Annotated in this window: 21 protein-coding genes; 13 read left to right on the top strand and 8 right to left on the bottom strand. The window is 39.2% G+C overall.

What is annotated here, in order from left to right; genetic code table 11:
- The first annotated feature begins 93 nt into the window (after positions 1 to 93).
- Positions 94 to 1,410 (top strand): hypothetical protein, encoded by a 1,317-nt coding sequence (locus F4V57_RS05465; protein ID WP_070068917.1) that lies wholly within the window; start codon positions 94 to 96, stop codon positions 1,408 to 1,410.
- 109 nt (positions 1,411 to 1,519) lie between these two features.
- Positions 1,520 to 2,182 (top strand): adenylate kinase, encoded by a 663-nt coding sequence (adk, locus tag F4V57_RS05460; RefSeq protein ID WP_070068918.1) that lies wholly within the window; start codon positions 1,520 to 1,522, stop codon positions 2,180 to 2,182.
- A gap of 256 nt (positions 2,183 to 2,438) precedes the next feature.
- Here adk and F4V57_RS05455 read toward each other — a convergent pair whose 3' ends face one another.
- From F4V57_RS05455 to F4V57_RS05445, 3 genes are all read right to left on the bottom strand, one after another.
- Positions 2,439 to 3,086: a hypothetical protein gene (locus F4V57_RS05455; RefSeq protein ID WP_070068919.1), complete on the bottom strand. Its 648-nt coding sequence runs from the start codon at positions 3,084 to 3,086 to the stop codon at positions 2,439 to 2,441.
- 51 nt (positions 3,087 to 3,137) lie between these two features.
- On the bottom strand, positions 3,138 to 4,253 hold the full coding sequence (locus F4V57_RS05450) for a phospholipase A (protein WP_406564511.1): 1,116 nt from the start codon (positions 4,251 to 4,253) through the stop codon (positions 3,138 to 3,140).
- 79 nt (positions 4,254 to 4,332) lie between these two features.
- Positions 4,333 to 7,272, bottom strand: coding sequence for an insulinase family protein (locus tag F4V57_RS05445; protein ID WP_070068920.1), 2,940 nt, complete (start codon positions 7,270 to 7,272; stop codon positions 4,333 to 4,335).
- Positions 7,273 to 7,460: 188 nt separating this feature from the next.
- Here F4V57_RS05445 and F4V57_RS05440 point away from each other — a divergent pair, with 188 nt between their 5' ends.
- The 3 genes from F4V57_RS05440 (at position 7,461) to F4V57_RS05430 (ending at position 9,453) form a co-directional block, all read left to right on the top strand.
- A complete protein-coding gene (locus F4V57_RS05440; RefSeq protein ID WP_070068921.1) occupies positions 7,461 to 8,450 on the top strand; it encodes an adenosine kinase in 990 nt (329 codons plus the stop codon).
- A gap of 12 nt (positions 8,451 to 8,462) precedes the next feature.
- Positions 8,463 to 8,783 (top strand): Rieske (2Fe-2S) protein, encoded by a 321-nt coding sequence (locus F4V57_RS05435; RefSeq protein WP_070068922.1) that lies wholly within the window; start codon positions 8,463 to 8,465, stop codon positions 8,781 to 8,783.
- Positions 8,784 to 8,853: 70 nt separating this feature from the next.
- Positions 8,854 to 9,453 (top strand): OB-fold-containig protein, encoded by a 600-nt coding sequence (locus tag F4V57_RS05430; protein WP_141729211.1) that lies wholly within the window; start codon positions 8,854 to 8,856, stop codon positions 9,451 to 9,453.
- Between the two features lie 12 nt (positions 9,454 to 9,465).
- On the opposite strand, the gene F4V57_RS05425 is transcribed toward F4V57_RS05430, so the two are convergent.
- Together F4V57_RS05425 and ilvA are read right to left on the bottom strand one after the other, a co-directional pair.
- Positions 9,466 to 9,690, bottom strand: a complete 225-nt coding sequence (locus F4V57_RS05425; RefSeq protein ID WP_070068923.1) for a DUF1653 domain-containing protein — start codon at positions 9,688 to 9,690, stop codon at positions 9,466 to 9,468.
- A gap of 81 nt (positions 9,691 to 9,771) precedes the next feature.
- Positions 9,772 to 11,301 carry a threonine ammonia-lyase, biosynthetic gene (gene ilvA / locus F4V57_RS05420; protein WP_070068924.1) on the bottom strand — a complete coding sequence of 510 codons (1,530 nt, stop codon included), beginning with the start codon at positions 11,299 to 11,301 and terminating at the stop codon, positions 9,772 to 9,774.
- 106 nt (positions 11,302 to 11,407) lie between these two features.
- On the opposite strand from ilvA, the gene rpiA reads away from it, so the two are divergent.
- The 7 genes from rpiA (at position 11,408) to F4V57_RS05385 (ending at position 17,972) form a co-directional block, all read left to right on the top strand.
- Positions 11,408 to 12,079 (top strand): ribose-5-phosphate isomerase RpiA, encoded by a 672-nt coding sequence (rpiA, locus tag F4V57_RS05415; RefSeq protein ID WP_070068925.1) that lies wholly within the window; start codon positions 11,408 to 11,410, stop codon positions 12,077 to 12,079.
- Positions 12,076 to 12,771: a M48 family metallopeptidase gene (locus F4V57_RS05410; protein WP_070068926.1), complete on the top strand. Its 696-nt coding sequence runs from the start codon at positions 12,076 to 12,078 to the stop codon at positions 12,769 to 12,771. Before rpiA ends, F4V57_RS05410 begins: the two co-directional genes overlap by 4 nt.
- 100 nt (positions 12,772 to 12,871) lie before the next feature.
- Complete coding sequence (gene argC / locus F4V57_RS05405) at positions 12,872 to 13,921, top strand: N-acetyl-gamma-glutamyl-phosphate reductase (RefSeq protein ID WP_070068927.1); 1,050 nt, start codon at positions 12,872 to 12,874, stop codon at positions 13,919 to 13,921.
- 181 nt (positions 13,922 to 14,102) lie between these two features.
- On the top strand, positions 14,103 to 14,858 hold the full coding sequence (locus F4V57_RS05400; protein ID WP_070068928.1) for a DUF6776 family protein: 756 nt from the start codon (positions 14,103 to 14,105) through the stop codon (positions 14,856 to 14,858).
- A 9-nt stretch (positions 14,859 to 14,867) separates the two neighbouring features.
- Positions 14,868 to 15,317, top strand: coding sequence for an ATP-dependent Clp protease adapter ClpS (gene clpS, locus F4V57_RS05395; protein ID WP_070068929.1), 450 nt, complete (start codon positions 14,868 to 14,870; stop codon positions 15,315 to 15,317).
- Between the two features lie 15 nt (positions 15,318 to 15,332).
- Positions 15,333 to 17,609, top strand: a complete 2,277-nt coding sequence (clpA, locus tag F4V57_RS05390; RefSeq protein ID WP_070068930.1) for an ATP-dependent Clp protease ATP-binding subunit ClpA — start codon at positions 15,333 to 15,335, stop codon at positions 17,607 to 17,609.
- A gap of 15 nt (positions 17,610 to 17,624) precedes the next feature.
- Complete coding sequence (locus F4V57_RS05385; protein WP_070068931.1) at positions 17,625 to 17,972, top strand: YnfA family protein; 348 nt, start codon at positions 17,625 to 17,627, stop codon at positions 17,970 to 17,972.
- Between the two features lie 76 nt (positions 17,973 to 18,048).
- Here F4V57_RS05385 and F4V57_RS05380 read toward each other — a convergent pair whose 3' ends face one another.
- Together F4V57_RS05380 and argF are read right to left on the bottom strand one after the other, a co-directional pair.
- Entirely contained in the window at positions 18,049 to 18,450 is a 402-nt protein-coding gene (locus tag F4V57_RS05380; RefSeq protein ID WP_081409148.1) for a DUF4186 domain-containing protein, read from the bottom strand.
- A gap of 34 nt (positions 18,451 to 18,484) precedes the next feature.
- The gene (argF, locus tag F4V57_RS05375) at positions 18,485 to 19,399 is read right to left on the bottom strand and encodes an ornithine carbamoyltransferase (protein ID WP_070068932.1); all 915 of its coding nucleotides are present in this window, start codon (positions 19,397 to 19,399) and stop codon (positions 18,485 to 18,487) included.
- A gap of 505 nt (positions 19,400 to 19,904) precedes the next feature.
- On the opposite strand from argF, the gene F4V57_RS05370 reads away from it, so the two are divergent.
- Positions 19,905 to 21,305, top strand: a complete 1,401-nt coding sequence (locus F4V57_RS05370) for an amino acid permease (RefSeq protein WP_406564510.1) — start codon at positions 19,905 to 19,907, stop codon at positions 21,303 to 21,305.
- Between the two features lie 130 nt (positions 21,306 to 21,435).
- Here F4V57_RS05370 and F4V57_RS05365 read toward each other — a convergent pair whose 3' ends face one another.
- On the bottom strand, positions 21,436 to 22,089 hold the full coding sequence (locus F4V57_RS05365; protein WP_070068934.1) for a TetR/AcrR family transcriptional regulator: 654 nt from the start codon (positions 22,087 to 22,089) through the stop codon (positions 21,436 to 21,438).
- Between the last annotated feature and the right edge of the window lie 119 nt (positions 22,090 to 22,208).

Below are 22,208 nucleotides of genomic sequence, written 5' to 3'. Positions count from 1 at the left end.
GCGATGACTGATTTTCTGCTACATTGCAGACACAGGAATTTCTGCCATTTTCTGTATACACCCCTCTGGCATAACAAAAAATGAGAGTGATGAATGCTTGAGCAAATCGCACTATACTGGCATGAGTTTGCAAGCCGACCAGATTTTTGGGCAATTCTGAGTATTGTACCTGTTACGGCATTCGTGACTTGGGCACACGTCTGGATGGCTTTGAAAATGGTATTTTATCCGATTAAATTTTGGGGATTTTATATTGGTAATTTACCTATAGGCTGGCAAGGCATTGTGCCGCGTAAAGCAGGGCGGATTTCAGGCATTATTACCGACAATACTTTGTCCCGACTTGGCTCATTACAGGAGTTTCTGGATGCAATGGATCCAGAGGAAATGGCCAATATCATTAGTCAACAGGTCGGTTTAGAGCTAGATACGCTGATTGATGAGATTATGCTAGATCGTAAAGCAACGCTTTGGGAAAATTTGCCTTATGCCATTAAACGCCGTATTTATGCACAGGCACACGCCCAAATCCCTGCTGTATTGAAAGAATTGGTGACAGAGCTTAGCCACAATGTTGAACAACTGGTGGATATGCGCAGTATGGTGGTCAATAAAATGGAAAGTGACCGTAAGCTCATGGTGCGTATGTTTTTAAAAGTTGGGCAAAAGGAAATTAATTTTATCTGGCACATCAGCGCATTGATCGGAATGTGTTTTGGCGTGGTACAGATGTTTGTTTATGTTTTTATCCCTGAACATTGGACAGTGCCGTTTTTTGCTTCAATCTGGGGATTTTTGACCAATTGGATTGCAATATGGATGGTATTTAACCCGATTAATCCACATCCTGTAAAATATCCGAAGTTTTTTACCCGATTAAAAAGTAAAAAAATTCCATGGATTCGCCCTGTCATTCCGCATATTGCCACCTATAATATTCAAGGTGCTTTTATGAAACGTCAGGAAGAGGTTTCTGATGTGTTTGCAGAGGTAGTAACCAAGGACTTAATTACCTTAAAAACCATCATGACTGAAATGATGTATGGTGAGCGCAGAGCAAAAACTCGGCATATTATTAAAAAATATATCAATAAAATTCTCGAATCACCTATTGTTCTGGCGTCTTTACATTTATTATTTAAACCAGCCGAATTTGCCGACTTCAAAACAGACTTGATTGATCGCTCAATTGAAATTACGATGGTTCCGGTAAGTGATCCAGAGTTTAACGCAAGTCGCGCCCGAAAAATCTTTACCATGTTTCGGGATCGAATACGTATGCTGACACCAAAAGAATTCCAGAATTTATTGCGTCCGGCTTTTCAGGAGGACGAATGGATTTTGATTGTACTTGGCGGGGTTACAGGCTTTGGGGCAGGTCTGATTCATTTATCCATAGCATTTTTATAGTGAACTTTTACATAGAGCATCACAGATAAGTGTGCTATAGACCTGTGGTTTAAATAATAATGGCTTTAAAAGCCTAAATTTTTTTCTTTAAAGTAGAGGATGTTTCCATATGCGCATTATATTACTCGGACCACCTGGGGCAGGTAAAGGAACACAAGCTCAGTTGATCTGTAAGCGCTACAATATCCCACAAATCTCAACTGGCGATATGCTTCGTGCAGCGATTCGTGAAGGTACAGAACTTGGTTTACAAGCTAAATCAGTCATGGAAAACGGCGGTTTGGTTTCTGATGAGTTAATTATTGGACTGGTCAAGGAGCGTATTGCACAACCTGATTGTGTAAATGGCTGCATCTTTGATGGTTTCCCTCGCACCATTCCACAGGCTGAAGCATTGGAAAAAGAAGGCATTAATATTGATCATGTGATTGAAATTGAAGTGCCTGATGAAGAAATTGTAAAACGTTTATCCGGTCGTCGTCAGCATCCTGCATCAGGCCGTATTTATCACATCGTTTACAACCCACCAAAAGTAGAAGGTAAAGACGATGAAACTGGAGAAGATTTGGTTCAACGTCCAGATGATCAGGAAGAAACAATTCGTAAGCGTTTGCATGCTTACCATGCAGAAACTGAACAGTTGGTTGGTTTCTATCAGGAACGTACTAAATCTAGCCAAAATGCGCCAAGCTATGACAAAGTCAATGGTCTGGATGCAATTGATCATGTACAAGCTAAATTATTTTCAATTTTAGGATCTGTTGAGGTTTAATTTTTAAGCAGCTTTGGATTGATGCAAATAATTTAGTTTGTCTAAGTGATAAAAAAGCTCTATCTTGCAGATAGGGCTTTTTTATTGAAAACAGTGTAATAAATGAAAATTTTAATTGTGATTTTAGCGATACTGAGCATTATTTTACTCATTGGTTTATTTTTAATGAGCGCAAAATTGTTGAAAAATGCGCATAAGCAGCAAAATACCCTGAATCCTGATCAAAAAAGTAAACCGGATTCAAATAAATAACAACTTAATCCTGATAATAAAAGGCGAGGTAATCAATTTTATCCTGTAGCTGAGGAGATTGCCGAATTTCAGGATGTTGCGCAAAATGTTTAAGTAATTGAGAGAAATGCTGTTGGATGAGTGGCTGTTGTAACCATGTTTTAATCCCTGCTGTAACATGATCAAAGTCATCAGCAAAATATTGGTTTTCATCCATCATCACTGCAAACGCAATTAAGGCATATATATCATCTGATTGTTGCCAATATTGCAAAAAACGCTCAGATTGAAATACCTTGGCTTGAAAGCGATAAAACTGTAAAAAAATATCTTTCTCCGGAAAATTTTTAAGGTTTTGGACAAAATGATTAAGGGCAAAATCTGCCAGTATTTGCTTTTCTGTACTTGTCCAGTATTTTATTTTTTTAATAAAACTAAGCTGTTCTGTGATGCTCAATTGTTCTAATTGATCATTGCAACTTAATTGTAAAATGTCTGCAATATAAGGTTTGATATCCGATTCAGACAATTGTTGTAATCGAAACTGTTCAAGCACGTTATAAATTTCTTCTACGCTCCTATGGTTTTTCTGCTTTGCCTGATATGGGGATGAAAATACCGATTCAAGTCTTTCGAGTGCAGTTTTTAGATCAGTATGGATATGTATCAGCATGATTTTCCAAGGAATCAAAATGCCCGGTCATTAAGATCCGGGCAGTTATGTTTAGAACCAGTCAACCAGAGAAATTCCCAGACCAACATAAGTTGCTCGATGATTATAATCGATTAAACTTTCTCCATAACCATCAAATACCTGTAAATGTCCTCGTAAATTATTTTTGATTGGGAATGCCCAGTCAAATTGTACGGCACCTTTATTGTCGCTTTTGAAGTTATTTCGGAACATTAAAGAAAAGTTATGATTATTATGCCGATAAAAAGCAGTCAGATCACCATGACCCAAATAATGGGTAATATCCGGATTATTGTCATCATTAGCATCCTCTTTGAAGCGATACCATGGACGAAGCATGATGGCAAAATTATCTTTTTCCAGACCAATGTTTAAAATAGCACGGTTCCAGCTACGAGAGAGAGGGTTGGAGCGACCATTCGACTGATGATTGAATGTGAGTCCAAGTAAGCGTCCATGTAGCCCCATAAAGTTATAGTTGGTTCTAAACATTAGACTGGCTTCAGGTTCATAATTGGTTTCACGAAAAGGTCTGGACTGCTCACTGTTATAAACCTGCCAGTGAGAGGATTGGGTATAGCCAAGCCATAAATCACCATTGTTTCCAAAAATATTGTCCCACGCTTTGGTTTTCAGGGAAATCTGGAATTTTCCTTCTGCACTTTTAAGTTCCTGTGGATCGGTCACTGTATTTTGTGGATTTGGGCTGGATGGTGTTTCATTCTTTTTGGATGTCCAGAATACTGGAAAAACATATACAGGCTGATAGGGACGAATTTGCCAAGTGCCTAGTTTGGAATCCTCTGACAGTTCCCAACGCTGGTCAAGTAAAGAGGTGTTAGGGTTGAAGGCTGGCGCGCGACCAAATAAGGCGTGTGCATGTACAGTTTCCCGGACTTTATCTCGAAAATTAAGTTGTCGTTGTTCTGTACTTTCTTCGGTGACAGCAGGGGTTTCAGACGCAAGTGCCGTGATCGGTGCTTGATCTTCAATGCTACTGCTTACAGGCTGTTTAAATAAAGTATCGTAGCAACTTAAGCGATCCCGATCTGATGATAGGGCAACGCATGCACTTGGTGAATTTGGTTGCATATTGGCCGTCGTGGTGGAGACTGTTTCATTGGCAAAGCCATAACCACTGATCATGGCTGTACCAAGTGCTGTCATTGGCCAGATAAAACCTTTTTTGATTACATCGGGGTGCATATAAGGCATCCTGTCAAAATTAATTTTCGATACGTTGAATTTTGAAACCAAGTTGAGAAAGTTCTTCCTGACGATTAAATGGTGCAACAACGGCACGCACAGGTGTTTTTTCCCATAAATATTCTTGGGTGATTCTGCGTAAATCATCCAGAGTTACGGCTAGAATTTGTTGACGTAAGTTTTGTCTGAAATCGTGATCACGACCATGCAATTGGGCATAACATGAAGTAATTGCTTCTCCAGCCGGTGATCCTGGCTTGTCCATGCTGGCAATTAATCCCAGAATAGCTTCCTCAAGTAAATGGCTCGGTTGTTGTTCATGCAATAACCATGCAATAGATTGTTCAAAATCTGCAAATGTTTCACTTAGACGTGGGTCACGATAACTGTAAAAACGAAATGCACAAGCATTGCCATCATAACCTGCACCGCCACCATAAGCACCGCCTTGTTCACGAATGACACTATGTAAAAATCCATTGCGTAAATAACCTCCTAGTACCATAAATGCTGCTGCATCTGCATCTAGGACATCAACGACCGGATAGGCTGCTGCACAGAATTGAACATTGCTTTGAATTAACCATGCTTCATCATGATTTTCATCATAATTGGTGTTTAGTATAACGGGTGCTGTTGAATGAATTTGTTGCTGTGCCCATACCTGTTGTAAATGTGCCAGATGCTGCTCACTATATTGTGCTTCACAAACCAGTAAAAAAGATTTGGGTGCAGTCAGAATTCGTTGGTGAATGCCTTTTAAGCGATCAATGAATTGTTGATAGTTGTCAGTGTTGTCGCGAATATCTTCAATCAGCTGACCAAGCCAGCGTAGGGCAGGTAAGCCGGTAATTTCATAATCACGACGAGCGAGTGCACTCATATTACGTGAGGCTATCTGCATGGCATAGCTGTGTGCTGCACCGGAAATACGTGACTGCCAGCGGGCTTTACGTTGCTGTAATAATTCGATAATACGATCTTTTTCGTCAAAACGTATTTGACTAAAAGCGGTATGTAATAAGTCCATAGCATCTTCATGACGATGCAGTGCTTTGGTAGTCAGTGCCAAGACAGCGCTGATCTGTTGCTTGTCATTCAGTTGACTGCGTAGACTTAATCCCATACCGACACCGCCACTGATGGCTGTTTGTTGTTGTTGTAATTCAAGATAATCATAGTCACCTGCACCGACTTCTCCCATCAAAAGACTGAGTAGGTTAAAGTAAGGCGAACGTACGATATCTTGCGGTACCTCAATGAGTACCTGTTGATAGAATAGGCCATTGGTGCCCGTGTGATATAAATGAACAGAACTTTGCTGTTGTCCTAGTTTGATACTGTGTTGAATTTCATTGACACGTTTAAGTTCGGCAGGGATATCATCAAGAGTAACTTTAGGCAAAATATCTAGATTGTCTGGAGTTGCCTGACGCTGTTTTAATGCTTCTGTATTGGCAATAATTTGTTGGTGTTTTTCTTCGTCCAGTTGCGCTTCAATTTGGTCTAATCGGGCTTGTTCAGCGGCTTGTTCACGTTTACTTTGCTGATTATCAGGTACCAGTGTTAGACGAACACGATGAGGATTATCAATCAGGTGTGTTTGAATCAGATTGGATAGCCACATTGGATCTTCAAGTTCTTGTTTGATTTCAGCCAGTGCTGTATCAACATCCCAAATGGTGACCGGATCACCGTGATGGATTGCACCACTTAGACCATTCAATAATAAACTTAAACCATAAGGTGTGCCGTCACCGCCGACTTCCCGTTGATGTAGTTCAATTTGATGCAAAATTGCTTCAACCATATTGGCATCAATTGGTTTCTTGGCAATTTCTTGTAATTTAGCCAGTACACCCTGTTCAAAAGCGTCGGCACAATCTGCTTCAGAACCCTGAATACCACAATAAAAGGTCAGTTCATAATTACTGTCATCTACACCCATTAAAGGTCCTGTAGATTGACCAAGTTTGCTGGTTTCCAGATAGTTGCGCAAAGGCGATGCGGAATTTTCCATTAAGATGCCTTCTACAATACGCATTCCCAAACGTAATTTAACATCTGTCATGACTGGTAATAACCATGCTAGTACATGATAAGTTTTTTGACTTAAATCTGTTTCATCAACAGCGTATGTGTCCTGAACCTGAATTGGATGTTTTAAGCGTTTTTCCGCAACGGAATAAATCGTTTGTCCCTGTTCAAACTGACCAAGTGCTTGAGTCTCAAATTTTTCCTGTAATTCGTAAACATCAGCATCACCAAATGTCATCAAAATGGCATTGGATGGATGGTAGTGGCTACGATAAAATTCTACCAATTGTTCATAAGTTAGATCAGGAATATCTTTAGGATCACCACCTGAGTTGTAGTGATATGTTGTTTCTGGATAAAGATGAAAAGCCAGTTTATGATAAAGCTGATCTGTTGCAGCGCTCATGGCTCCCTTCATTTCATTAAAAACGACACCTTTAAATACTGGCTTATTATTTTCAAGTTCAATACGAATACCTTCCTGAGCAAAATCCAGCGGATTCAGATTGGCAAAAAAAGCGGCATCCAGATAAACAGAAAGTAGATTATCAAAATCTTTTTTGTTTTGTGTAGCAAACGGATAACAGGTCCAGTCTGCTGCTGTAAAAGCATTCATAAACGTATTTAACGATCGGCGAATCATTAAAAAGAACGGATCACGAACTGGATATTTTTTTGAGCCACATAATGCAGTATGTTCGAGAATATGCGCAATCCCTTTATTGTCCATCGGCTGAGTACGAAAGGCTACCAAAAAAACATTTTCGTCATGATTACTGGCAAGATGATAATGTACAGCGCCGGTTTTTTGATGGCGAAACTCATAAACTGTCGTATTTAAAGCATCGATAAATTGTTGACGTACCAATTCAAAAGCAGGATGTACGGTCGCTTGGTTAGAATTTGAAATGGTATGCGTCATAGAAACTCCAGTGTTTTAAATATCATGGGATAGGGCAAGGAATTTGCCAAAGTGCAGCAAATTGAAGACCTGAAAGTATAGCGAATTCGTCTGGTTAATGCTGCTTTTTCATGGTTTTTCTTTTGTGTCACTTAAGTCACGGTAAGCTTTCATGCTAATCTAGGCAAAATTTTTATTGGGTAGTTTTTATGTCAGCGGTTGAATTGTTTTCGATTGGTAATGCGTTGGTTGATCAGGAGTTTTTGGTCAATGATCAGTTCCTTGTAAATGCTGGATTGGCGAAGGGAACAATGCAACTTTGTGATGCACAACAACAACAACAACTGGTTGAACATCTTGTCAAAGCTAGTCACAAAGGGCAGGCCAGTGGTGGTTCAGCAGCCAATACAACCGTAGCTTTTACAGCGTTGGGCGGGTCAGCTTTTTATGCTTGCCGTGTGGGAAATGATGCGTTGGCAGAATTTTATCTGGATGATCTACAAAAAGTTGGCGTAAAAACAGCATCATCTTCTTTAAGTGAAGGTCAAACCGGCACATGTATTGTCATGATTACTCCCGAGGGGGAGCGTACCATGTATACGCATTTGGGGATTACCGCAGAGCTTAGTCCGCAACAAATAGATTATGTCCCATTAAAACAAGCCAGTTGGTTATACATTGAAGGTTATCTGGCAACTAGTCCGACAGCCCATCAAGCTGTTTTGCAGGCACGTACTATTGCAAAACAACACCAAGTAAAAATTGCCTTATCTTTATCTGATCCTGCAATGGTACAGTATGCCAGAGAAGGTCTGGATATTCTGATTGCAGAAGGTGTAGACGTTTTATTCTGTAATGAGCAAGAGGCGTTGATGTATACCAAGGCAATTACCATAGAACAGGCCAGTGAAGCCTTATTAAATATTGCTCAAACAGTGGTGATTACTTTGGGAAATAAAGGCGCTCTAATTGCCAAAGCAGGACAGACTATTCAATTGGTGGTGGGCGAAAGTGTTGAAGCAATTGACAGTAATGGTGCTGGCGATGCTTTTGCCGGAGGATTCCTGTATGCTTTATCCAACAATAAAACGCCCGAACAAGCTGCAAAACTTGGCAATCGTGTGGCAGCGCAGGTGGTATCGCAATATGGACCACGATTGACTCAGGCACAATATCAGCAGATCGCACAGCAAATCTAAATTGAGGTCGCCATGCATTTAATTTGTCGAACAGAAGATATTCCAGAACGTGAAGCACGCGGTTTTGAAACGCCTTTAGGTGATATCTTCATTACACAAAGAGATGGATCTTTTTATGCATATCAAAATTTATGCCCTCATCTTCAGGTCAGTCTGGAGTATATGGAAGATCAATTTCTGGATAGGGACAAGGAATATATCACTTGTTCGACTCATGGCGCTTTATTTAATGTTGAAGATGGTGCGTGTATCTGGGGACCTTGTCAGGGTGAATCCTTAACTAAGGTGGCTATTGAAATTCATTCGGATGGCGGTATTTATTTGAACACATAGTATGGTATTCATTTGAAGATCATCTATAAAACGTTGCTCCATAGATTTTAAGGTAATTCATAAAATGATGATGTCCAGGGACTGGTTATTACAATCTGCATTTATGCCATTTCATCTTTGTGTAGTGGCAATTTTTATTTTGATTATTACGGAAACATTGGGAATCTACATTGGTCATCGTCCATCTAATCTCATTCGTAAAATCATTCCGTTATGGATTAAAGATTCTCCTATCTTCAGGGTAAAAATTTCACGTTATTTTGTACTATTATTTTTCCTGATTAATCTAAGTTTTGCAGGATATTTTATCCAGCTTATTTTTTTTGCATTCAAACAACATTTTATTAATTCTGGCGTTGTTTTTATTCCTGCATTCATGTTGGCATGGTTTTTTACATTGTTTATGCTGCACTGTCTGGATCAGGTTATTAAGCCAAATCAAAAAGTCGATCAGACCGAACTAATTGGTCGTTTTGGTATTATTTTATATCGGTCTGCACGTCCTGATGCGAGCACAGAAGCCAGTGTGCGTGACCAATTTGGTCAATTGCATCGAGTGCAAGTTGTGCCTGAATTTGGTGAACTAGAACCGAATAGTCAGGTTATTTTGATAGATTATCATGAGCATTGCTATATTGCACATAGGATTACGCCTTTACGAGATGTTTAACTGAAGCTAAATTTATAAAGATGTCTGAATCGATTCAAAACGTGGAATTTTCTGTCCGTCCTCTAGGGTAACCATTTCCAGAAACATCTCAAGTGGACGAACCCATAATGAATAATCGCCATACATACATTGATAAATCACAAGTTCTTCTTGTGTTTCACTGTGTTTTGCAACACTAAACACCTGATATAAATTGCCTTTATAGTGGCGGTAGATACCGGTGGAAATTCTGGACATGCTTTTCCCTTATATGATAATTTGCCTAACAGAATATTAAAAAAAGCTGAATGCGTCATTGTCATTCAGCCTCAAAGTGATTTATTTTAAAAAGCGTTTATAGCCTTCATTTTCACTGATTTCCACAAATGGGTAATTAATGTTTTCCAGCGTTTCAATCAAATCATCTGGTTCCGAAATATCTGATTGTAAGCCTAACAATACACGACCTTCGGCTGCACCATGATTGCGATAATGGAATAGCGAAATATTATGATGTGGGCCAAGACGTTCAAGAAAGGTCAATAATGCTCCTGGGCGTTCGGGAAATTCAACCCGAAACAAACGTTCATTATCAAGATTGGCATGACCGCCGATGAGATAGCGAATATGCAGTTTGGCAACTTCATCATCGGATAGATCGGCAACATCATAATGTTGTTTCAGGTTGTTGAAAATATCCTGACGTTCAACTTCACCACCTTTCAGGCTAATACCGACAAATACCTGTGCAAGATTACCACTACAACGGTAGTTAAATTCAGTAATATTACGTCCCTGCAAAGCTCGGCAAAACTCCAGAAATGAACCTTTTTGTTCAGGAATAGTTACGGCAAAAATTGCTTCACGATGTTCACCAAGTTCAGTCCGTTCCGCAATGTAGCGTAAGCGATCAAAATTCATGTTGGCGCCACAGACAATTGACAACATTTTTTTGCCTTGTAACTGGTGTTGGGTGATATATTTTTTGATGCCTGCAAGTGCTAATGCACCGGAAGGTTCAACAATACTTCGGGTTTCATCAAAAATATCTTTGACCGCAGCACAAATTTCATCAGTATTTACGGTAATAACATCAGGGTCAACAATAGTGCCGGAATGATCTGATTTTTGCATGCGGATAACATCAAATGGTAGAGCACCAATTTGTGCAACAGCAGTGCCATCGGCAAATAATCCAACTTGTGGTAGGACAACACGTTCATTGCTTTCAAGTGCTGCTTTTAAACATGCGGATTCTTCATATTCAACAGCAATGACTTTAACGTGTGGTGCAACTTCGCCCAGATATGCTGCTACTCCGGCAATCAAGCCACCACCACCGACAGCAACAAAGACATATTCTACGTCACGCCATTGACGTAATACTTCTGCAGCGATGGTACCTTGTCCAGCAATGACCAGTTCATCATCATAAGGTGGAATAAAAATTAAGCCTTCATCTTTAGCACGTTGCTGCGCATAACGATTGGAAACATCAAAGCTATCCCCATGTAATACTACGGTACCACCAAGCGCTTTAACTGCTTCAATTTTAATGTCCGGTGTAGTGCTTGGCATCACAATAATGGCAGGGATTCCTAGTTTTTTTCCTGATAGTGCAACACCTTGTGCATGGTTACCCGCAGATGCACAAATCACACCACGTTGTAATTGTGATTTTGGAATTTGACTGATACGGTTATATGCACCACGTAATTTGAACGAGAAGACTGGTTGTAAATCTTCACGTTTAAAACGAATGTCGTTGTTTAAACGCCGACTAATTTTGGGTGCAGCCTCAAGCGGGGATTCGATGGCAACATCGTAAACAGTTGCTTGTAAAATTTGTCTAACCCAATGAGACAGCATGACATTCTTTCCCTTTAGCATTAAAATAGGCGATATTGTAGCAAATCTATCAGCTTTCGGCTGTGCTTAACGTGATTTTAATCATCTTCAACAGAGATTATTCTTTATGAGTTTATATTCTTCTCAGGATGCAAAAAAACAGGCTGCCGCAGAAGCCGCAGTTACCCAACTTCCTAAAGGAGGTATTTTGGGTGTAGGTACGGGAAGTACCGTAAATTTTTTAATTGATTTATTGCCACAGTTACAACTTGAAGCTGCTGTAGCAAGTTCAAAAGCAACCGAAGAACGTCTGAAAAAACTGGGGATAGAAGTTGTTGAATTGAATCATGTCGGAAGTCTGGATGCTTATGTAGATGGTGCAGATGAAATTGATCGGCATTTACACATGATTAAGGGGGGTGGTGCAGCCTTAACCCGTGAGAAAATTGTCGCTTCTGTTGCCAGAGAGTTTGTATGCATTGTTGATGATTCCAAATGGGTTACCCAGTTGGGACGAGAATTTCCATTACCGGTAGAAGTAATTCCTATGGCACGTTCGGCTGTCGCCCGCAAACTGGTAAGCCTTGGCGGTGATCCAGCATATCGAGAAGGTGTTGTGACAGACAATGGTAATGTGATTTTGGATGTTTATAATCTGAATATTCTTAATCCGATTGAACTCGAACAGACCATCAATAATATTCCTGGTGTAGTGACCAATGGTATTTTTGCTTTAAGGCCGGCAAATATTGCCATTGTTGCAACTGATCATGGCATTGAAGTACGTCACGCTGAATGATTATTGATCCAGAACTACCAGCCATTAAAGTTGCTGTGCATCCTCGTGCCAAGCAACTGAAACTGGCGGTTTCCACCAAAGGAATCCGCCTGACTGTTCCACCATTTGCTTCCAGACGACAAGTCATGGTTTTTCTGGAAAATACCAAAGTCTGGTTAAAGCAAACCTGGCTAAAACAAAAAACTGTTCAGAGCGATGCAGTACAACCACAATCTTTACCTTCTCAATTACATTTGAACTTTGGTCTGAAACCTGTACATATTGATTATATTGATTTAGATGATTCTTATTTTTTGGAACAGCCTTCATCAAATCGATTGTATATTCACCAAGATAAGGCAGGACTGGCTTTAACCCATTATGTGATTCAACAGGCAAAAAAAATCCTGCCACAACAACTTAGGCAATATGCTCAGCGACATCATTTAGCAGTGAGGCAGATTCGTATTGCTACACCAACAACCCGTTGGGGTAGTTGTAGCCATGATCAAAACATCATGCTACATGCTGGGTTAATGTTAATGCCTCGGGATTATGCCGACTACGTCATGTTGCATGAACTAGCACATATTCGAGAAATGAATCATCAAGCAGGTTTTTGGCGATTACTGGAACACATGTATCCGGCAGCAAAATCGAAGCAACGTGAAGTAAAAACTTTTAAACTACCGGTATGGTGGCAAAGTAAATAAATAAAATTGAGAGAAAAGCTCAACTTTATAAAATTTCAGCATTTAGTTTAAAAGCACATCCTGTCATACTATGAATAATGTTTTTTATAAGGAAACAACTGTGATTGATGTAGGTATTGTTGGTGGTACGGGGTACACAGGCATTGAATTAATTCGGCTGATTTTACAGCATCCACAAGCCCGTCTTAAAATGCTCACTTCACGAACAGAAGCTGGTGTCAAAATTGCAGACATGTTTCCAAGCCTACGTGGCATACTGGATCTGGAGTTTAGTCCACTTGATATTGAGCAGCTAAAAACCTGTCATGTGGTGTTTTTTGCCACACCGCATGGCGTGGCCATGAAACATGCCAAGGCTTTAACAGAAGCTGGTGTCAAAATTATTGATCTTGCTGCGGATTTTCGTTTACAAAATCTAGATAGTTTTAAAAAATGGTATGGCATAGAACATGAATGCCCTGAATTATTAAAGCAGTCAGTGTATGGTTTATCGGAACTTAACCGTGACAAAATTAAAACTGCTCAGATTGTTGGTAATCCGGGATGTTATCCAACAACAGTACAATTGGGGTTGGCGCCATTGCTTAAATCGACTGAGCAGCTTATTGATTTTAAAAATATTATTATTGATGCTAAATCGGGTGTTTCAGGTGCCGGACGTAAAGCCAGTATGTCAATGATTTATACAGAAAATACAGACAATTTTAAAGCTTATGGTGTTGCTGGACATCGCCATCACCCGGAAATTATAGAAGCACTGGAACATATTTCAGGACAAGAGCGTGTATTTGATGATTTAACTTTTGTGCCACATTTAGTGCCAATGATTCGTGGTATGTTATCCACCATTTATGTCAGCCTAACTGATGCTGGACAAGTCGCAAATCTACAAAAAATATTTGAAGATTTTTATCAGAATGAAACTTTTGTAGATGTAATGCCAGCCAATAGTCACCCAGAAACTCGTAGTGTACGTGGTGCAAATTATTTGCGTATTGCGTTACATCAACCAACAGCACAACGTCTAGTGATTATTGTGACACAAGATAATTTGGTCAAAGGTGCTGCTGGCCAAGCGATTCAAAATATGAATATTATGTTTGGTTTACAGGAATCATTTGGTCTGACCAGTATAGGGCTGTTGCCTTAATAGACAAGAAAAATTGAGATTTAGTCTAAGATGACTTCTGAATTTGGCTTGTAGTTGGCGACCTATGAAAATGTCAACATAATGAAAGTTTTTTTGTTAAGATGTTCGCACATCACAAATCCATTTCTACTTTGGGTGACAATGTGAAGTGTGAACTTTTATTCAGGTGCCCGTGGTTATTATGAACAATACAGAGCAGTCAGATCAAAATTCTGTAATTGAGCAACCAGCAAAAAAGTCTTATTTAAGTCAGAGTAAAGCCTTGATTGCTGCGGCAATTGTGCTTGCTGGAGGAAGTCTTGCTGTAGGCTACAATGTAGGGCATAAACAAGGACTTACCGCTGTAGGGTACGATGCCGATGCACAGGATCTGGCAGAAATTGTTGAAAAACAAAAACAATCCTTGAATTCGGTAAGTGTGGCGTTAAATACTGCAACACAGGAACGTGATGTTGCCATAGATAATGCCAAACAGCTTAGTGATAGTTTAAATCAAGCCAAACAAGACAAAAATCTCTCAGAATCTTTGAGTAATACATATCGACAAAAGTTGCGAGAACGTGGTGGTTTAAGCCTGACAATTCAAAATTTAGCAGTGAAACCATTGCCGGGAAATGCTTATGAATATGTGCTTGATCTGGTACAGGTAAGCCCTAATAATCGGCGCATTGCAGGACGAGCTGAATTACATTTGATTCAGGGTACAGAAGTTGTGGTTATTCCAATGGAAAGTGCAAACTTTAATTTTGATAATTATGAACGATTAACAGGGCGTTGGACCATGCCAAATGGTTTTAACCCACAATTTATTGAAGTCCATTTAAATGCTGCGGGTGAACCGATAACACAGCGTTTTATTTGGCAAAAAGGCAAGCAGGAAATTGAATCCTCTGCATTTATTACCGAAATTCCAAAAACGCAAGCGAATGCTGAATAAAGAGTCGTTATGTCGCACAACTGGTTAAAGCAATTTAAAAAACACAACCGTCCATCACTTGAAATGATGAAACAGCGCTTTATGGCTTCAGGACTGATTGATTGGCATTTACCACACGTACCAATCACTGCCCATATTGAATTGCAGGAACAAAGTGATGGAGATCATGACACCAATGTCATGACTGCACCACCGCAACTTAAGCAACCACCATTGTATGCAGTTGTTGTACTTAATGACGATTACACTCCAATGGACTTCGTTATTGAAATTTTACAAGAATATTTCTCATTAGACCTTGACCACGCCACCCAAGTAATGCTAACTGTACATCATACAGGAAAAGGTATTGCTGGCATTTATCCTCGGGATATTGCTGAAACCAAAGCAAACCAAGTAAATAACTACGCTCGATCTCAAGGACATCCATTACTTTGCCAGATTGAGCCACAAGAATAGAAAAGAGGTCATCACATGCTCAGTCGTCATTTAGAAGTTTCCCTGCGTTTGGCTGTTAGCATGGCTCGTCAAAAACGACATGAGTTTCTAACAGTAGAACATTTACTTCTGGCTCTTTTGGATAATGATTCAGCCGTTACCGCACTGAAAGCATGTGGTGGGGATATTGTTAACTTAAGAAAAGAAATTGAAGAGTATATTGATCAGCACACACCAAAATTACCAGAAACTGCTGATCAGGCACCGCACCCGACCGAAAGTTTTGATCGTATCTTGCAACGTTCAATTTTTCATGTGCAATCCAGCGGTGGAGATCGTGCTGTAGAAGGCGCAGACGTACTGGTTGCCATGTATTCAGAACGTGATTCATTTGCCGTGTATCTACTTAAACGTCAGCAAATCAATCGACTGAATTTGACCCAATACCTTTCTCATGGTGCACGCAAAGAGGATGCACCGGCTGAAGAGGAAACCGAAGAAACAGAACAGGATAGTCAATTAAGTAACAGTAATGCTGGGCCGCTAGAATTATATACTGTCAATTTGAATCAAGAAGCACAAGCTGGCAAAACCGATCCTTTAATTGGCCGACAAAAAGAAATTGAACGTACAGCACAAATTTTATGTCGCCGCCGTAAAAATAACCCATTGTTGGTAGGTGATCCTGGCGTAGGTAAAACTTCAATTGCAGAAGGTTTGGCATGGTTAATTGTTAAGGGGCAAGCGCCTAAACCACTGGCTGACGCAGAAATTTACAGTTTGGATATTGGAGCACTGGTTGCCGGAACCAAATATCGTGGTGATTTTGAAAAACGTTTGAAACAGTTACTGAATGCATTAAAGAAAAAGCCACATGCGATTTTATTTATTGATGAAATTCACATGATTATTGGTGCAGGTTCATCTATGGGAAGTACCATGGATGCCTCCAACTTAATTAAACCTGCGCTGGCAAATGGTTCATTACGCTGCATTGGCTCTACAACCTTTCAGGAATACCGTCAGGTTTTTGAGAAAGATCATGCATTGTCCCGCCGTTTCCAGAAAATTGATGTGGTTGAACCAACCATTACGGAAACAATAGACATTCTGAAAGGCTTAAAAACACGTTTTGAAGAATTTCATAATGTTGAATATGACGATGCAGCATTAACTGCAGCGGTTGAATTATCTGCGAAATATATTCATGAACGTTTTTTACCAGATAAAGCGATTGACGTTATTGATGAAGCTGGTGCACAGCAACGTTTACATGCCGAAGGTGAAACCAAACATATTGGTGTAGCTGAAATTGAAGACGTTGTTTCCAAAATTGCGCGTATTCCACCCAAAACAGTGTCACAGGATGACAAATCTGTACTGCAATATTTGGAGCGAGATTTAAAACGAGTGGTATTTGGTCAGGACGAAGCAATTACTGCTTTGGCATCAGCCATTAAGTTATCTCGGGCGGGACTAAAATCACCAGATAAACCAATTGGTAGCTTTATTTTTGCAGGTCCGACCGGTGTAGGCAAAACTGAGGTTACCCGTCAGCTCGCAAAAATTCTGGGTGTGGAACTGGTACGCTTTGATATGTCTGAGTATATGGAGCGCCATGCGGTTTCCCGTTTAATCGGCGCACCCCCGGGCTATGTTGGTTTTGATCAAGGGGGATTATTGACTGATGCCATCAATAAAACGCCACATTGTGTTTTATTACTAGATGAAATTGAAAAGGCACATCCGGATGTGTTTAATCTGTTGCTTCAAGTTATGGATCATGGTGCACTTACCGATAACAATGGACGTAAATCAGACTTTAGAAATGTTATTCTGGTAATGACCACCAACATTGGTGCAGAGAGTATTTCCAGAACCAGTATTGGTTTTACAGAACAAGATAATAGCACTGATAACACGGAAGCCATGAAACGTGCGTTTACACCTGAGTTTAGAAATCGTCTGGATGGCGTGATTCAATTTAAAGCTTTACCAACCACTGTAATTGATTCTGTTGTGGATAAATTTTTGACAGAATTACAAGCGCAATTAGACGATAAACAAGTGGTGCTGGAAGTAGATCAGGCTGCTCGTGACTGGTTGGCTGAAAAGGGCTATGACAGGCTTATGGGCGCACGTCCAATGCAACGCCTCATCCAAGACCAGTTGAAAAAACCATTGGCAGAAATGATCTTATTTGGTGATCTGCTACAAGGCGGTACGGTTAATGTTTCTGTTTACTCTAAAGATAGCGGACAGGATGGTTTAAAATTAACAGTCATTGAAGAACATCGCCCACAACCAGCATAATGAGTAAGTAAAGACTTGGACTTATCCAGAATTGTTATCACATTTTTTTTGTTTATTTGCACGGCAATAGCAGAAATTGTAGGCTGCTATTTGCCATATCTCATTTTAAGAGAACATAAATCTGCATGGTTGTGGCTACCTACAATTTTAAGTTTATCGATTTTTGTTTGGTTATTGTCTTTGCATCCGACAGCCACGGGACGAGTTTATGCGGCATACGGTGGTATTTATATCAGTATGGCATTGATCTGGTTGCGTTATGTTGATCAGGTCCGTTTAAGCTGGTGGGATATTGGTGGAGGTTGTGTGGTATTAATCGGTGCAGCATTAATTATTTTGCAGCCGCAAGGTTTTGTTCGCTAAATTATTGTTGTACCCAGATATTTTTATATTGATTTGTCGTGAAACATAAAAAATATTTATACTATTTTTGCCATAATTAGAAACAATCTTGCTGATTTATCCAGAACATGATCACAGTTTGAATATATTGAATTTGCTTAGCATTAAGTTTTTGATGTTGTGGAAAATGATGCCATTTTTCCAGACAAGAACGACAACAAGTTGCAGTGGCATGCTGTGCAACAAATACGGGATGTCCACGCATTGGTGTTTGTTTACCATCATTGGTAATGATTGCTGGGGCAAGACGTTTTTGAATAAAATTAAGGGCATGCTGTTCAATAATAGTTATGCCTTTTATTTTTGCATAATTTTTATCTTTTGTATTTAGGCGAAAACGGCTGCGAAATTTGGATTTCGACAACCGTTGCCAGAGTGCAGCAGGAATATAAATGGATGATGTTGTTGTTTCAGGTGGAAATAAATCACCTTGAATCATTATTTATAAACCCTCTTTGTAAATATAAATGGAATTAAATTTTTGCTTGATTTAATAAAAATTCAACTAGTGCTTTTTGTGCATGTAAGCGGTTTTCTGCTTCATCCCAAACAACAGCATTAGGATGATCCAGCATGGTTGCTGAAATTTCTTCACCACGATGTGCAGGTAAGCAGTGCATAAACAGACAATCTTTGTGCGCTAATGCCATAAGCTGTTCATTCACTTGATAATTTGCGAAAGCTTGTTCACGAAGTTTTTGTTCTTCTTCTTGCCCCATGCTTGCCCAAACATCTGTAACAATCAAATCAGCATTTGCGGCTGCGTCTTCAGGTGTGTCAACTAGTTCTACACAATGGGAAAATTCACTTAAAAACTCTTCTTTAGGTGTATAACCTTGTGGTGAAGCGATGTTAAGTTTAAAACCCATGATATGTGCTGCTTCCATATAGGAATTACACATATTATTACCATCACCAATCCATGCTACAGTTTTTCCTTCAATACTGCCACGATGTTCAATATAGGTTTGTAGGTCGGCCAACAATTGGCAAGGGTGGTGATCATCTGTTAAACCATTAATAACCGGAACAGAGGAATATGCTGCAAACTTTTCAACAATATCATGTCCAAAAGTACGAATCATTACAATGTCTAGCATACGAGAAATGACACGTGCCGAATCTTCAATAGGCTCGCCACGGCCTAACTGGGTATCTCTTGGTGATAAGAAAATTGCGGAACCACCAAATTGGCTCATGCCGGCTTCAAACGAAATACGTGTACGGGTGCTGGATTTTTCAAAAATCATCCCCATGACTTTACCGGAAAAAGGTTGGTAGCATTCACCTTTGTTCTGCATTTGTCGTAATTCACTGGCGCGAACAAGAAGTTGCTTAAGTTCAAATTGGGTAAGATCACGTAATGTTAAAAAGTGACGTAGAGCCATATTTACTCCACCTAATTGCTAAAATAACAATTAATTTGTTGGTTAAAAATGAAAAAATGAATAGAAAATCATATCGCTGGCACCATTAAAAAACAAGTTTTTTTCACATTATTTGATGATTATGCTTAATTAATCATCAAATAAATATTTGTATTCTATATAGCAGCATTGATTTAAATTAATTTGTATTTTTAAATAAGATATTGAAAAATAATGAAATTATTCAATTTTTTGATGTTATTTTTATAAAAAATAACTATATTCTACTATAGTCGAATTGCTTTATTTTTGCTTTGAACGAGCGATGGATGTGTTGTCAAGTCAAATATGTAATTGGTACTCTCTTTCAATGCGAAAATGGCTCTCGTCAGTGACTTAAAAATGCGAGAAATTAAGCGCACATTCGATGATCATGTAAATAAATGACCTCATTTGATGACATGATCATGATCTCATTATCCCAGGGATTATCGGTTTTATTACAAGTATAGGAGTACGGCATATTGTGAGTACACAATCTAATTTATCAGGTGGGCTGAAATCACGCCACCTCACCATGATTTCTATTGCTGGTGTAATTGGTGGGGCATTGTTTGTTGGGTCTGGTAAGGCAATTTATAGTGCTGGTGCTGGTGCAGTCCTTGCTTATGCAATAGGTGGTCTACTGGTGTTATTCGTCATGCGTATGCTTGGTGAAATGGCCATTTCCAATCCAGATAGCGGTTCATTTTCAACGTATGCAGAACGTGCTATTGGTCGCTGGGCAGGTTTTACCATCGGTTGGCTATACTGGAGTTTCTGGACATTATTGATGGGATGGGAAGCCTATGTCGCTGGTAAGATTTTAAATAGCTGGTTTCCAATGATTCCAATCTGGGGATATATGTTATTTGTGATCGTATCTTTGACCTGGGTCAATTTTCAGAATGTTAAAAATTACGGTGAATTTGAATTCTGGTTTGCTTTGATTAAGGTGATTGCAATTGTACTATTCCTTGTGGTGGGTAGCCTTGCAGTTATGCACTTGTGGCCTTGGGGTAATCAGGAAGTTTTACATCATAATTACATTGCCGAGCAGGGATTAATGCCAAATGGCTTTTCTGCGGTTGTTACGGCTTTGCTTGGGGTGATGTTCGCTTATATGGGCGCTGAGATTGTAACTGTCGCAGCTGCAGAATCAGAAAATCCAACGCATGAAATTCGTAAAGCTTCTAACTCAATCGTTTGGAGAATTTTGCTATTTTATGTGGGTTCTATGCTCATTACGGTTTTATTAATTCCACATAATAATGAATTATTGAAAGATCCAACTTGGGGTACTTATAGTGTTACGCTGGATATCCTAGGTATTCCTTATGCACGTCAAATTGTCAATTTTGTAGTATTAACATCGGTATGTAGCTGCTTTAACTCGGCTTTATATACTTGTTCACGTATGATGTTCTCATTATCTAAACGTGGTGATGCGCCAAAAAGTTTTGCATATACCAACATTAAAAGCAGTCCATGGGTTGGTGTGTTGGTCTCAGTTATTTTTCCATTGGTTGCTGTTGTTTTAACTGCAACAGATAGTATGGATATGTACGATTCGCTTATGTGTGCGACGGGTGCGGTTGCATTGTATGTTTACTTAGTAATTGCATTATCTCAACTTCGTATGCGTAAAAAGCAGGAAAGCGAAGGTGTAAAACTGGATTTCAAAATGTGGCTATTTCCATGGCTAACTTATCTGGTGATTGTTTCTATTATTGCTGCATTGATCGTAATGTTAGTTGAGGGAACATATTTTAAAGAAGTGACTTATACTTCTGGATTGGCAATTGTGATTATTATCTTGGGGATCTGTGCGCAGAAATTTAACTGGGGTAAAGAAGCACATGATCGGACAAGTACAAAATCAAATTAAGTCATCAAATTAGCAACTAGAATTAAAGATTAATTTTATGTGAATCAACAACCCGTTTATGAAAATAAGCGGGTTTGTTTTTTGTTGTTTTTAGGGTAAATCATGATGGTGTAATTAAAATATTGTTGCGTTAAATTTTAAAATTACTTGGTGGTTGGTGTCCTTCAATAAAAATATTCACAATATAATCAATCTGTTGTTCAATATTCTCATTTTCATCTAATGGCGGTAGGCCAACCATAATCCGCCAGTGCGTATTATGGAAAAATCCCAGTAAATAAACTGCAGAATTGTGCGGGTTGGAACAATAAATTTGATGTTGCTCATGGGCTTTTTGTAAATGCTTTGCGAGTAACTGGTGCGCATGTTTGGGGCCAAGGTTATAAAGTTCTTGAGATAGATCAGGGTTTTCCTGAGAAACTAAAACCAGTAATTTTGCAAAAGCTGAACTTTTTTCATCAGTAAATGCCTTAAATAAGTCATTTAATAAATTTTTTAATTGTAATTTGAAATCGCTATGATGATGCTGAAAAGCTTGTTCAATCTGTGTGGTGAAGCGATTACATCTTGATTTACATATTTCCAGAAATAATCCTTTTTTACTCCCAAAATATTTATAGATTGTTGCTTTTGAGCCACCAGCCTGTTCTACAATTTGATCAAGGCTAACATTATTAAAACCATGTTTTAGAAAAAGATCTGTAGCCACTTCAAACAATAATGCACAACGTTCTGTACCACGTGTAGTGGATGGGTTGGATTGTTTGAGTGTGGTTGATTTCATCTTTTGCTAAATACCCATATAAGGATTATGTTTTTATTTTAACATAGAGTATCTATTGCTTATAGCGCCTTGCTGTAGAGAATTTTGGAAAAGCTAATACACACAAGTAAGATATAAAA

The sequence above is a fragment of the Acinetobacter qingfengensis genome (assembly GCF_008693185.1).
GTDB classification, from domain to species: domain Bacteria; phylum Pseudomonadota; class Gammaproteobacteria; order Pseudomonadales; family Moraxellaceae; genus Acinetobacter; species Acinetobacter qingfengensis.
Note: the sequence above shows the minus strand (reverse complement) of the source record. Positions and strands in the feature narration are given on the sequence as shown.